This is a genomic window from Mesorhizobium sp. WSM4813 (assembly GCF_055811555.1).
On sequence record NZ_JBVVQU010000018.1, the window covers coordinates 1 to 13,171 of the forward strand.

The 13,171-nt window shown below is 62.2% G+C and carries 11 protein-coding genes; 4 read left to right on the plus strand and 7 right to left on the minus strand.

All coding sequences use genetic code 11. The features are described 5' to 3' along the window. Positions 1-108: 108 nt before the first annotated feature. The 6 genes from AC0L25_RS12405 to AC0L25_RS12430 form a co-directional block, all read right to left on the minus strand. Positions 109-909, minus strand: coding sequence for an endonuclease/exonuclease/phosphatase family protein (locus AC0L25_RS12405; protein WP_473595748.1), 801 nt, complete (start codon positions 907-909; stop codon positions 109-111). 160 nt (positions 910-1,069) lie between these two features. Then, a complete protein-coding gene (locus tag AC0L25_RS12410; RefSeq protein ID WP_473595749.1) occupies positions 1,070-2,530 on the minus strand; it encodes a phospholipase D-like domain-containing protein in 1,461 nt (486 codons plus the stop codon). A gap of 286 nt (positions 2,531-2,816) precedes the next feature. Continuing rightward, entirely contained in the window at positions 2,817-3,803 is a 987-nt protein-coding gene (locus tag AC0L25_RS12415; RefSeq protein WP_473595750.1) for an NAD-dependent epimerase/dehydratase family protein, read from the minus strand. A gap of 155 nt (positions 3,804-3,958) precedes the next feature. Beyond that, on the minus strand, positions 3,959-7,417 hold the full coding sequence (gene smc, locus AC0L25_RS12420) for a chromosome segregation protein SMC (protein WP_473595751.1): 3,459 nt from the start codon (positions 7,415-7,417) through the stop codon (positions 3,959-3,961). Between the two features lie 117 nt (positions 7,418-7,534). Beyond that, a complete protein-coding gene (locus AC0L25_RS12425; protein ID WP_473595752.1) occupies positions 7,535-8,281 on the minus strand; it encodes a DsbA family protein in 747 nt (248 codons plus the stop codon). A 130-nt stretch (positions 8,282-8,411) separates the two neighbouring features. Continuing rightward, entirely contained in the window at positions 8,412-8,912 is a 501-nt protein-coding gene (locus AC0L25_RS12430) for a DUF721 domain-containing protein (RefSeq protein WP_292312794.1), read from the minus strand. Between the two features lie 55 nt (positions 8,913-8,967). Here AC0L25_RS12430 and mutY point away from each other — a divergent pair, with 55 nt between their 5' ends. The 4 genes from mutY to vapC all read left to right on the plus strand — a co-directional run bounded on the left by mutY (position 8,968) and on the right by vapC (position 11,751). Then, positions 8,968-10,104, plus strand: a complete 1,137-nt coding sequence (gene mutY / locus AC0L25_RS12435; protein WP_473595753.1) for an A/G-specific adenine glycosylase — start codon at positions 8,968-8,970, stop codon at positions 10,102-10,104. A gap of 46 nt (positions 10,105-10,150) precedes the next feature. Then, complete coding sequence (locus AC0L25_RS12440; RefSeq protein WP_473595754.1) at positions 10,151-10,762, plus strand: HAD family hydrolase; 612 nt, start codon at positions 10,151-10,153, stop codon at positions 10,760-10,762. Between the two features lie 390 nt (positions 10,763-11,152). Beyond that, positions 11,153-11,365 carry a type II toxin-antitoxin system VapB family antitoxin gene (locus AC0L25_RS12445; RefSeq protein ID WP_473595755.1) on the plus strand — a complete coding sequence of 71 codons (213 nt, stop codon included), beginning with the start codon at positions 11,153-11,155 and terminating at the stop codon, positions 11,363-11,365. Then, positions 11,362-11,751 carry a type II toxin-antitoxin system VapC family toxin gene (vapC, locus tag AC0L25_RS12450; protein ID WP_473595756.1) on the plus strand — a complete coding sequence of 130 codons (390 nt, stop codon included), beginning with the start codon at positions 11,362-11,364 and terminating at the stop codon, positions 11,749-11,751. The genes AC0L25_RS12445 and vapC overlap by 4 nt, the downstream gene beginning before the upstream one ends. 275 nt (positions 11,752-12,026) lie before the next feature. On the opposite strand, the gene AC0L25_RS12455 is transcribed toward vapC, so the two are convergent. Beyond that, positions 12,027-13,160: a DNA methyltransferase gene (locus tag AC0L25_RS12455; RefSeq protein WP_473595757.1), complete on the minus strand. Its 1,134-nt coding sequence runs from the start codon at positions 13,158-13,160 to the stop codon at positions 12,027-12,029. Positions 13,161-13,171: the final 11 nt, after the last annotated feature.

The following is a 13,171-nucleotide window of genomic DNA, read 5'->3' on the forward strand; positions in this document are numbered from 1 at the left end:
TCCCAGCCAGCAGGTTGAATCAAAATTGTCGTGATTCGGGAATCCCTACGATTCAATCAAATGACAGAACGCTCTAGAGCTTCCCTTTGAACCCGCTGGGCAGCTACATCACAGGCGAACGAATGCTGTAAGGGGCAGATGATCGGAGGCGACCCGCGAAAGCGGCGTGTCATGGGCTTCGACGGTTGAGATCATTCCGCGTCGATTTGCCATGATCCGGTCGAGCGACAGCAGCGGCAGACTCGATGGAAAGGTGGGGACCGCCGGCGGCGCGGGACCGAAAGTCGTGTGCAGCGTGTTCAGCGCGGAACGGTTTCCGAGTCGCCATTCGTTCAAATCGCCGAGCAGCAGTGTTGGTTTTTCGTCCGGTCTGTTCATGATTTCGAGCACGACACGGGCCTGTTCGGAGCGCGATCGGCGCAGCAAGCCGAGATGGGCTGCGATAATGCGCAGAGTTCGTTTCTCGTCCAGATCGATTTCGGCAACCAGGGCTCCGCGCGGCTCCAGCCCCGGGAGCTTTATCTGATGGACATTGCGAACGATGCCCCGTTTGAATAGCAGAACGTTGCCGTGCCAGCCGTGCCCTTTGCCGTTTCCGGACACCGGCACCGGCACCAGGCCTGTTTCCAATTCGAGACGCAGCAGATCCAGAAGGCCGGCACGATCTCCAAAGCGATTGTCCGCTTCCTGCAATGCAATGACATCCGGGCCGATTTCCCGGATGACGCGACCGATTCGTTCGGGATCGAACTTTCTGTCGACGCCCACGCATTTGTGAATGTTGTAAGATGCGACCAGAGTCCCGGCGGGGCGTGTCCCTTCGGACGGCGCAGCCTTCGCCTTCTGCTTTCTTCTGTCGCGAATGGATTTGAGCACACTTGCAGGAAAGCTATGTCCAGTTCTTTGCATGAGTCTGCTGCTCGTCCTCGCTTCCTTCAAGACTTAGCTTTGTCTCACTCAAATTGGATCTGCAATCGCTGCTTCCCTGCCCTGACGAGATGCGGCCCTCAAAAGGAGATCGAATGATTGCTGCGTCGCCCGAATTCCCTCCGGCGGAACGAGAAAGCCTCTAAAGGTAGGGCGATCCCAACCACAACACTCGGTCGAACAGGCGAACGATGAATGGCCGGGCTCTCAAGGTTTCGATCGTTACGGGCGCTGCGGAGGCGATTGCCGATCCGATCCGCGCTTCAATCTCGGCGGCAAAGCCTGCATCAACAACCTCCATATCAATCTCAAAATTCAGCCGCAGGGACCGGGCATCAAGATTGGAGGATCCTATATAAGCCCAAACCCCATCGACCGACAGCAGCTTCGAATGATCGAACGAGCCCTCCGTGCGCCATACGCGGCAATAGTGCTTCAGGACCTGATCGAATTGCGCTGTCATCGCGCGGTCGACAAGGAAGAGATTGTTCACCGCCGGTACCACGATGTCGATCTCGACGCCTCGCCTGGCCGCGGTCGTCAGCGCGCTGATCAGTTCCCGATCCGGCAGGAAATAGGGCGACATGATGCGGATCGATTTGCGGGCGACGGAAAATGCCCCGATCAGCAATTTGTGGTTCGTTTCGATGCTGGCATCCGGCCCGGACGCAACCGCCCGCGCCAGCATCGGCTGACCGGGAGCCGCGGGAAGCGTGGCCACTTGCCAGGTGTCGCCTTGCAAGATCTCGCCGCTTACGAAGCGCCAATCCTCGGCGCCAACCGAAAAAAGGTCGGCCACCACCGGCCCGGTGACCTGAAAATGCGTGTCCCTCGCGCTGGAGGAGCCGGCGAACTCGGCTGAGAATCCCTTTCGGATGTTCATCCCTCCGGTGAACGCAATCGTGCCATCGACGACCAGGATTTTCCGGTGCGTTCTGAGATTGGCGTAGGGAAGACGCAGGCCCATGACAATGTTGCCGTTGAAGAGGTCGGCTGTGATTTTTGCCTCTCGCAGATGCCCAAGAATGCTGGGGACGGAGTAACGCGCGCCCACGGCATCGATCAGCACGCGAACGCTGACACCCCGCTGGACGGCACCGGCGAGAGATTTCACGAAAAGCCGCCCGACATCATCATTGTCGAAGATGTAGGTCTCGAGAAGGATACTGCGTTGAGCGCCATCAATCGCGCGGCACATTGCGGCATAGGCCTCGTCACCTGTCTCCAATATCGCAATTGCGTTTCCCGAGGTCAGGGCACGCCGCGCCACCCTGTCGCCCAATGTCTTCAGGCCGGTGAAGCGTTGGCCGTACCGCTCGGCAATCAATTCCTCGGCGGCAGTGTTGCGCTCATGTTTTGCGGAAGCCGCCTCGCTGGAAAGGGGCCGCATGGCGCTGATCGTTGCACGACGGATACGGTTTATGCCGGCAACGGCGTAGATGATCGCGCCAAGGAACGGCGACAGGAACATTACGCCGACCCAACCTGTGGCGGCGCGGACGTCTTCCTTCGTCATTATGGCGTGGACGATGCCGATGGTCGCCATCACCACCGAAATGATCGCGAGGATCTGGGGCCAATGAGTCATTAAGATCTGCAACATCGCCAGGACTATCCAGCGAGCGCTTGCAGAACGCAATGCAGCTCATTCCCGGCGCTGATACTCAACAGGAAGGCCCACCGGCCCCATCGCGCCGGCCAGCGGCAAACCTTAGCCAGGACGCCGAGTGAAAGGCGCTCATCAGCAGGTACTTCGGCACCATTCCCTTCAGCGGTGAAGAACCTTGTGCGGTCGAGGCCGACGGGATGCGATTGGTCTGCGATGGTGGTCTCAAATGCCTTACATTGCAGGCAATTGAGGCGCGGCAACGACGACACTCACGCCGCAGTCACCTTGTCGTTGATCCCGCAGCCCATTCCGACCGGTACCAGTCGACAAATTTCTTCAGTCCATCTTCGATTGAAACGCTCGGCTTGAAGCCGAAATCGCGCTCCAGCGCGGCCATGTCGGCATAGGTCCGCTCGACGTCGCTGCTTTGCATCGGCTCGCTGTGGCGGATCGCCTTTACACCGAGCAGTTTTTCCAGAGTGTCGATAAAATCGCCCAGCCGCACCGGCCGGTTGTTGCCGACATTGTAAAGCCTGCTCGGCGGAACTTCAGCCGATGGCGGCTTGTCGAGCACGGCGACGACCGCCCGCACCACATCGTCTACATAAGTGAAATCCCGCCACATCTCGCCATCGTTGAACACCCGGATCGGCTTGCCCTCGAGCATCGCCTTGGTGAACATCCAATAGGCCATGTCGGGCCGGCCCCAGGGACCGTAGACGGTGAAAAACCGCAATCCCGTCTGCGGCACCCCGAAGAGATGGGCATAGGTGTGGCTCATCAATTCATCGGATTTCTTGGTGGCAGCGTAGAGCGAAACAGGCCTGTCGACCTGATCGGTCTCACTGAACGGAACCTTGCGATTGCCGCCATAGACCGAGCTCGACGAGGCATAGACCAGATGCTCGAATGCTGGCTGCGCACGACAGAATTCGAGCACTTCGAGATGGCCGACGACATTGGAACGGACATAGAGCCTCGGATTGTCGAGTGAATGGCGCACGCCCGCCTGAGCGGCGAGATGGATAATCCTGGTTACGCCTTGCCCGGCCATCGCGGTAGCGAGCGCGCCCTGTTCGGCGATATCTATCTGATGAAATGAAAAATCCTTGTGGGGCTGAAGGCGGGCGAGCCGTCCTTTTTTAAGCGCCAGGTCGTAATAGTCGTTCATATTGTCAACGCCGACGACCGCCTCTCCCCTGCCAAGGAGATGGTGGCAAACATGGCTGCCGATGAATCCCGCAGCTCCAGTGACAAGTATAGGCAACAAGGTTCTCCATATATGCTGGCACGTGATCGCGAAATAGAGATCGATTGCGAAACGATCATGCGTAACATCAAAATGCTACATCCGAATGAAGGACCGTCTCAGTTCGTGCTACAGCCGATAGGCGGCTACCGACAAGCTGTGCTGTCGACGCATCAGCTTGCCTCGCGCAGGGCCTCGGCCGCCTGCAGGTCGACCGACACGAGCTGGCTGACGCCCTGCTCGGCCATGGTCACCCCGAACAGCCGGTCCATGCGGGCCATGGTAATCGGGTTGTGAGTGATAATGACGAAGCGCGTCTCAGTGGTGGCGGCCATTTCGTCCATCAGATTGCAGAAACGCTCGACATTGTGATCGTCGAGCGGCGCGTCGACTTCGTCGAGCACGCAGATCGGCGCGGGGTTGGTCAGGAACACGGCGAAGATCAGCGACATCGCCGTCAACGCCTGCTCGCCGCCGGAAAGCAGTGTCATCGTCTGCGGCTTCTTGCCGGGCGGCCGCGCAAGGATTTCGAGACCGGCCTCGAGCGGATCGTCGGACTCGATCAGTTGCAGTTCCGCCGTGCCGCCGCCGAAGAGATGCGAAAACAGCCGCTGGAAATGGCCATTGACCACGTCGAAGGCAGCCAGCAGCCGTTCGCGGCCTTCGCGGTTCAGGCTCTGGATCGCCTGCCGCAGCTTACGGATGGCCTCGATGATGTCCTCACGTTCGGTAACGATTGTCTCCAGTCGGTCGGACAGTTCCTTCTGCTCTTCCTCGGCGCGCAGATTGACGGCGCCCAGCCGCTCGCGCTCGATCTTCAGCCGGTCGAGCTGACGCTCGATCTCGGTCATCTCTGGCATCGGGGTGTCGGCCTCCAGGCCGGTGTGGCGCATGACCAGATGCGGCGGCGTGTTCAGGGTTTCCTGAATGCGCGCCTCGATCTCCAGCCGCCTTTCGTCGGCAGCGGTCAGCCGCTCTTCGGCGCGGACGCGCGTTTCGCGCGCCTCGGCCAGCGACTGGATCGCTGATGTCGCGGCCTTGTCGAGTTCAGACTGCTTGTTCTCCGCTTCCTGCAATCGGTCGCCGGCTGCCTGGCGCAGGCGTTCGGCTTCGGCAAGCTGCGACAGCAAAGCGCGCCGCTTGGCGTCGATCTCCTCGGGCGCATCGGCTAGTCTTTCGCGCTCGGCCTCGGCCTCGGCCTTGCGTTCGCCGAGGGACGCGATCTGCGTCGAGGCGTTTTCGGCGCGCTCCAACCAGTTGCGGCGTTCCTGACCGATGGCGTCGAGGCGACGCGTGCGCGCTTCGGCTTCCCGCCTCAAGCCTTCATGGACGGCGCGTGCATCGGCAAGGGTGGCGCGGTCGCGCGCGACGTTAGCGGCCGACTGTTCGAGCTGCAACTGCAGATCACCGAGATCGGGAGCGGTTTGCAGCAGCATCTCCGCCTCGACGAAAGCCGCTGCCGTCTCTTCATGGCTGTCGACGATGCGCGTGCGCGCCTCGTCAAGTGCGGCGCGTCGGCTCGACAGCTCACCGCCGGCCTTCTCGGCCTCGGCCAGCACGTTGCGGGCGGCGTCCAGCCCATGCTGGGCATCACGCCCGGCCTGACGGGCGTTGCGCTCGGCCTCGCTCGCCCGGGCAAGCGCCTGCTCGGCATGGGCAAGAGCCTCTTCGGCCTGGCGAAGGATGCGCGTTGCGTGGACCGCCTCGGCGTCGAGTTCGGCCAGCCGGTTTTTCTGCGCCAGCCGCTGCGCAGCCGCGGTCGGCGCATCGGCGCTGGCGGTGAATCCATCCCAACGCCACAGCGCCCCTTCGCGGCTGACCAGCCGCTGCCCGGGAGCAAGCAGCGCCTGCAGCCGCTTTCCATCGCCAGCCTCGACGATGCCGATCTGCGCCAATCGGCGGGCCAGTTGCGCCGGCGCGCGCACCACACCGGCAAGGCTCGTGATGCCCTCGGGCAGAGCAGCGTCGCCGGGCTGAACCTCGCTCTGGCCCCAATGCACCGGCGCGCTGCGGTCGAGCGGCACGTCGAGATCCTCGCCAAGGGCCGCGCCCAACGCCGTCTCATAGCCGCGCTCGACGCTGATCTGCTCCAGGACGGAGGGGAACAGGTCGCCGCTCGCGGCATTCAGGATTTTGGCCAGCGTGCGGGCCTCGGTTTCGATCCGCGCCAGCTCGGCCTTTGCATCCTGAACCGGCGGGCGGGCGGCACTTTCCGCCGTGCGCGCCTCGGCGACAGCCTGTTCGGCGGCGATCGCCGCGGCTTCGGTGTCGTCGAGCAGCGCCACGGCCTGTTCGACCAGAAGCTGCTTCTCAACGGGATCGGGCAGGCCGGCGACCCTCGAGGCAATATCGGATAATTCCCGGTCGACATCGGCGAGCTGGCGGGCGAAACGATCGCGGCGCTCAGCGGTGTCGCGCAGCGTTCGTTCGATCTGGTTGCGGGAGGCGGCGGCCTCCGCCCGTTCGGCGGTCAGCCCGGCGAGTTTGGCTTCACTCGCGGCAAGCGTCGACGCCGCCTGGTCGACCGCCGCGCGGGTGCTGGCCTCGCGCTCGGCGGCACCGGCGTTCTCGGAATTGAGGGCGGCTTCTTCCGCGGCGAGGCGTTCGAGAATATCCGCATTGTCGCGGACCATCCGCTCTTCGCGGCTGATGTCGCCGTCGAGCTGCTGGAGCCGACGGTCGAGTTCCGCATGGCGGGCGCGGATGCGGCCCGCTTCCTCTTCGATCTGCGTCTTGGCGATCGACAGGCGCTGGAAGGCGGCAGCGGCGGCGGCTTCCGCGTCGCGCAGCTCCGGCAACCGGTGGGCGCCGATCCCTTGCTCTCTGGCGGCAGCCATCTGGGCAGCGGCGCGGTCGCCGACCAGTGCCGTAGCAATCGCCAGCGCCGAGCGCGCCTCCCCTTCCTGCGTCTTGGCCAGTGTCCACCGCAGATGCAGCAGCGTGGCTTCAGCCTTGCGGATGTCGGCCGACAGGTTCTTGAAGCGCGAGGCTTGGCGGGCCTGGCGCTTCAGGCTTTCGATCTGGCTTTCCAGCTCGCCGACGACGTCGTCCAGCCGTTCCAGATTTTGTTCGGCCGCTTTCAGACGCAGTTCGGCCTCGTGGCGGCGTGTGTGCAGACCCGAAATCCCGGCCGCCTCTTCCAGCAGCGCGCGGCGCGCCTGCGGCTTTGCCTGGATCAACTCGCCGATGCGGCCTTGCCCGACCATCGAGGGCGAGCGCGCGCCGGTCGACTGGTCGGCGAAAAGCAGCTGCACGTCCTTGGCGCGGGCTTCCTTGCCGTTGATGCGGTAGAGCGAACCCGCCTCGCGTTCGATGCGGCGCGAAACCTGCAACTCGTCTGCGTCGTTGAAGGCCGAGGGCGCGCTACGGTCGCTGTTGTCGAGGAAAAGGGTGACTTCGGCGGTGTTGCGGGCAGGACGCGTTCCCGAACCGGAAAAGATGACGTCGTCCATGCCGGAAGCACGCATGTTCTTGTACGAGCTTTCGCCCATCACCCAGCGCAGCGCCTCGACAAGATTCGACTTGCCGCAGCCGTTCGGTCCGACGATGCCGGTCAGGCCGCGTTCGATGACGAACTCGCCGGGTTCGACGAAGGACTTGAAACCGAGCAGGCGGAGGCGCGAAAACTTCATTCGTGCCGCCCCATAGCCAAGTTCAGCAAAAGTGTTCCGCGGTTTTGCGGCAAGAACCCGCGGCACAACGAAAGGTCGCGCACGCCGAAGCGCAGCCGCTTCGGCGCTGCCGAAACATCAGAGCAGAGGGTCGATAATGGCCGAGATTTCCTCAATCGACAGCGCCCCCTTGTAGGTCTTCCCGTTGATAAAGAAGGTCGGCGTCGAGTCGACCTTGAATTCATCGGCGCCGCGCTTTTGGACCGATCTCACATCGTCCAGAAGTTTCTGGTCCGTCAAGCAGGCCTCGAAGGACTCCTGTGTAAAACCGGCCATCTTGGAGATTTGCAGCAGGGCGTCCTTGGTATTGGCGACACCTGCCCAGTTCGCCTGCTGCCGGAACAGAACGTCCACCATCGGGAAATAATTGTCTTTGGAGCACCGCGCCAGCATGAAACCAGCCTCGGCGCTCGGGTCGAAGGGAAATTCGCGCAGGATAAGGCTGGCTTTGCCGGTATCGATATATTTCGTCTTCAGCGCCGGGAGGGTGGTTTCGTGGAAGTGCGCGCAGTGCGGGCAGGTCATCGAAGCATACTCGACGATGGTGACCTTCGCGTCGTCCTTGCCGAGTTGCATGTCGGGCAGTGCGCCGGGCTTCATTAAGGCGGCCATATCCACCGTCCCCTGGGCCTCGGGCGCCTTTGCCGCGGCAGGAGCGGCCGGCTTCGCCGGGTCGGCCGGCTTCATCGCATCTGCAGGCGCCGCAGGCTTCACATCCTCCGCCACGTCTTTCTCACCCGAGTCGCTGCAGGCGGCGAGCAGAGCCACCGCCGGAATGGCGGCCAGCGACGACAGGAGGTTTCTGCGGGACAAAAGATGGGTCATACGAATCACCTGACAATGGTTGGATTTTGCAATGCAAAGGCTAGAAAAGGCGAGAGTTGGCGCGAATTAAGGCATCGCCGTTCCCATTCCAATCGCCAAATCTTGTGTACGCGATCACGAAAGCGCGAGATTATACTTTCTTTTGACCGAGAATGGTGGTGCCGAGCCGTTCCAGCGAAGCGCGCAGCCCGTCATCCTCGATCATTCCGACAGTGCCTGACAACTTCACCTTCTCGGCCGCGGTCAGCGGCCGAAAGCTTGGTTTAGGCCGCCCTTTGTCCGCGGTCACCGGCTTTTGCACGATTCTGATCCGGCCGATAGCGTTGAAGCCGAGGAAGGCATTGACCCTGTTGATGATCTCGCCGGTCTCGTGCTGCAGATGGAGCGCGGCCATCCCTTCGCAGGCGATGACCAGCACCGCCGGCTCGAACGGATCATCTTCATGCATGCGGCGCGGCCACTGGATCTTTTCAGGGCGCGAACGGCTGGCAAGCCGCGGCCCGGCAATCTCCTCCCATGACTGGACGAGCCCGATCGACATCCCGGCTCGCTTGCGCAACACCGGATCGAGAATCTGGGTTGCGAGATCACTCACCGGAACGGGATTGCCGAAGGGCCTTTTCCCTGCCATGTGCGTTCTCCAGTCACGACCTTCACCTCGCATCGGTTTAGCCAGTCCTCGATCAATGGCACTGTACGACCAGACCCGCAAGACCGCATCCGGAGACAGCGGCAGAGCCGCGTCTGGAGACAGCGACCATATCGCGTCCCGCCTGCTCGCCTGGTACGACGCGCATCACCGCGACTTGCCGTGGCGCATTGCGCCGCGCGAGTTGGCAAGCGGCATACGGCCCGATCCATACCGCGTCTGGCTTTCCGAAGTCATGCTGCAGCAGACCACGGTCGAAGCGGTAAAATCCTATTTCCGGGCCTTTGTCCAGAAGTGGCCTGATGTCGAGGCGTTGGCCGCCTCGCCGACCGAAGATGTCATGAAGGCTTGGGCCGGGCTCGGCTATTATTCCCGCGCGCGCAATCTCAAGGCCTGCGCCGATCTCGTCGCACGGCAAGGCGGCAGGTTTCCGGATACGCAAGCTGGCTTGAGAGATCTGCCCGGCATCGGCGCCTACACGGCGGCGGCGATCGCGGCGATCGCCTTCGACCAGCCCGCCGCGGTCGTCGACGGCAATGTCGAGCGGGTCGTTTCCCGGCTGTTTTCGATCGCCACGCCGCTGAGCGAAGCCAAGGGCGACATACGCACCTATGTCGCGCGCATGGTTCCAGCCACCAGACCAGGCGATTTCGCCCAGGCGATGATGGATCTCGGCGCGACGATCTGCACGCCGCGCCGGCCGCGCTGCATGCTGTGCCCGCTGCGAGAGGATTGCAGCGCCACCGTTTCAAGCGATCCCGAACGCTTCCCTGTCCGCCTGCCGAAGGGCGAGAAACCATTGCGGCGCGGGGCTGCCTTCGTTGCCGTACGTGGCGATGGCGCCATTCTTTTGCGCAAACGTGCGGATAAAGGCCTGCTCGGCGGTATGACCGAGGTACCGACGACCGGCTGGACCGCGCGGATCGACGGCGCCACCACAGACGCGGCAGCGCCCTTCCCCGGCAACTGGCGGCTAGCGGGGCGGATTGGCCATGTCTTCACCCATTTCGCGCTCGAACTCGACGTCTTCAAAGCGGTGACCGATGGCGCCGCCCCTGCGGGGCATTTCTGGTCGCTGGCCCATGAAATTTCCGGCGAAGCGCTGCCCACCGTCATGAAAAAGGTAATCGAAGCGGCGATACCGGGCGCGATGAAGAAGCAGCGCGCACACTGAATCGTCCATATCGCCCTACATTGAATTGCGTTGAACGAGGACAAGAATGACCGAAATCCGCCACATCGTTTTCGACATCGGCAGAGTGCTGATTCACTACGATCCGAACTTGCCCTTCAGCCGATTGATCCCCGATGCCGAAGAGCGGAAATGGTTCTTCGACAATGTCTGCACGCATGACTGGAACATCGAGCAGGACCGCGGCCGGACCTGGGAAGAGGCCGAAGCGCTGCTGATCGCCGAACACCCGGACCACGCCGACAACATCCGCAACTTTCGCCGCCTCTGGCACGAGATGGTGCCGCACGCTTATGACGACAGCGTCCAGATCATGGTGAAGCTGATCGAGAGCGGCCACGACGTCACCATGCTGACCAATTTTGCCGCCGACACGCTGGCTGAAGCCCGGCAGCGTTTCGACTTTCTCAACCGTCCGCGCGGTGTGACCATTTCGGGCGAGATCGGCATGATCAAGCCGGATCGCGGCATTTACGACCATCACGTCACTGCTTTCGGCCTCGAACCATCGGCCACGCTATTCATCGACGACAGCCAGAAAAATGTCGACGGCGCCAAGGCCGCCGGCTGGCAGTCGGTGCTGTTCACCGACGCCAAGACGCTCGAGGCGGACCTCGATCGACTGGGGATCAGAGTGTGATGACTGCGACGGGTCTGACTAATAACCCGCTCCAGCACGGCCGATTGCAATAGGATCCGTGGTCAGCCCAGGGCAATCAGTCGGGTCAATAGGCGGCAAAGCGCGCATAACGGCGGAACCAGTGTTTGTCCTCTCAAGCTGATGGACAAGACGGCGTGTGATGGTGGTGGTGCAGTCGCTGAGACGCGCGCTCCACGGCGCTACCATTGTATCGCGTCGTCGGGCGCTACTTGACGTGAGAATCGTAGATGCGGTCGAACTCACCCGTCGCTTTAGCAAGATGCAGCCACTGGTCGACGTAGGCCTTGTCCCCTCTTCGGTTGTGACGGCTTGTTGGTCAGGAGCAGAATGTGTATATTTTGTCCAATTCATACACATTGAGAACCGCCCATGAGAACCAACATCGAACTCGACGACAAACTGATCGCGGAGGCCATGGCGGCCTCCGGTCTCAAGACCAAGAAAGCAACGATTGAGGCGGCCCTGCGCACTCTGGTGCGCCGGCACCGGCAGGATATGGCCATCGCCGCCCTTGCTGGCGCCGGTTGGGAGGGCGATCTTGACGCCATGCGGGAAGGCCGTTCGCCCGATCAGCATCAATGATCGTCGTCGACAGTTCCGTGTGGATCGCCCATCTCCGCAATACGGACAGCGTCTCGGTCAGTAAGCTCAGGCATCTCGATGACACTCAGGAGATTCTGGTCGGAGACTTGATCCTGCTGGAAGTGCTACAAGGCGCGCTCAACGAACCGCATGCCCAACTGATTGAGCGGAACCTCCGACAGTTCGCCATTGTGCCGATGCTGGATCCGGCGACGGCAGTCGAAGCTGCCCGAAACTACCGCATGCTCCGGCAGCGGGGCATCACCATCCGCAAGACAATCGATATGATTATCGGCACATTCTGCATCCAGGGCGGACATGCCCTGTTGCATGATGACCGAGACTTCGACCCGATGGTTCGTTACCTCGGTCTCCGGCTCGCATGATCATGAGATTCCAACCGGCGAGCGCTGGTCTTCCCTCCACGGGCGTGTGCGCGGCATCAAGGTGTAACCCGGCGAAAAGGCAAGCCAAGATGCCTGACGGCCCGTTCATCGATCTTTACAGCGATACGAAAACCAACCGATCGAGGTGATGCGACGAGCGAAGAAGGAAGACCCGACGACGGCATTGGCGAGCGCGTCACGGCCCCTCAGTCGAGAAAGCGCGATCCTGCTTCCTTCGGGAACAATGTGCAACGAGACCGCCATAGCGGTTATTGTCAGGCCCCTGCCCGCTCCATGCCGAGGCGGGCGATGCGGCGAAGCTCGTCGATCGGGGTCAGGCCGCCGCTGCGCTCATAATGCCAGAAGGTCCAACCGTTGCAGGCATCCAGCCCCTGAACTTCCGCGCCGATCTTGTGGATCGATCCGGCGCTGTCGCCGACCGCCACCGTGCCGTCGGCGCGCACCCTGGCCGCCCAGCGCTTCTTGGCGTCATAGAGCGTGGCACCCGGCAGCATCAGCCCGGTGTCGATGAGGCTGACGAAAGCAACGCGCGGCTCGGCGCGCTTGCCGGTAAGCACGGTAAGATCAGCGCCGTCCAGCGGCCGGACTGCATCGATGCGCTCGTTGGCGGCGTCGATATAGGTCTGCTCGCGCTCGATGCCGACGAAATGGCGGCCGAGGCGCTTGGCCACGGCGCCGGTGGTGCCGGAGCCGAAGAAAGGATCGAGCACGATATCGCCGGGCTTCGTCGAGGCCATCATGATGCGGGCCAGCAGCGCCTCGGGCTTCTGTGTCGGATGCAGCTTGTCGCCATTTTCGTTCTTGAGGCGCTCGCTGCCGGTGCAGATCGGAAACAGCCAGTCGGAACGCATCTGGATGTCATCGTTCGACGCCTTCAGCGCTTCGTAGTTGAAGGTGTAGCCCTTGCCCTTCTGATCGCGCGAGGCCCAGATCATCGTCTCATGGGCGTTCTGGAAACGGCGACCCCGGAAATTCGGCATCGGATTGGTCTTGCGCCACACGACATCGTTGAGGATCCAGTATCCCAGGTCCTGCATCTTGGCGCCGACCCTGAAAATGTTGTGGTAGGAGCCGATGACCCAGATGGTGCCGTTGGGTTTCAGCACGCGGCGCGCCGCCAGCAGCCAGGCCCGGGTGAAGGCGTCGTAAACCTCAAAGCTCGCGAACTGGTCCCAGTCGTCGTCGACGGCATCGACCTTGGACTGGTCGGGCCGGTGCAGATCGCCGTCGAGTTGCAGATTGTAGGGCGGATCGGCAAAGATCACGTCGATGGATTTTTCCGGCAGCCGGTCGAGCGCGGCGACGCAATCGCCCTTCAGGATCGTATCCAGCCATTCAGATTGCTGGGGAGCATGGGAAAGCTCGTCGAGACGACGCACGGCAGACATTGTTACACCCA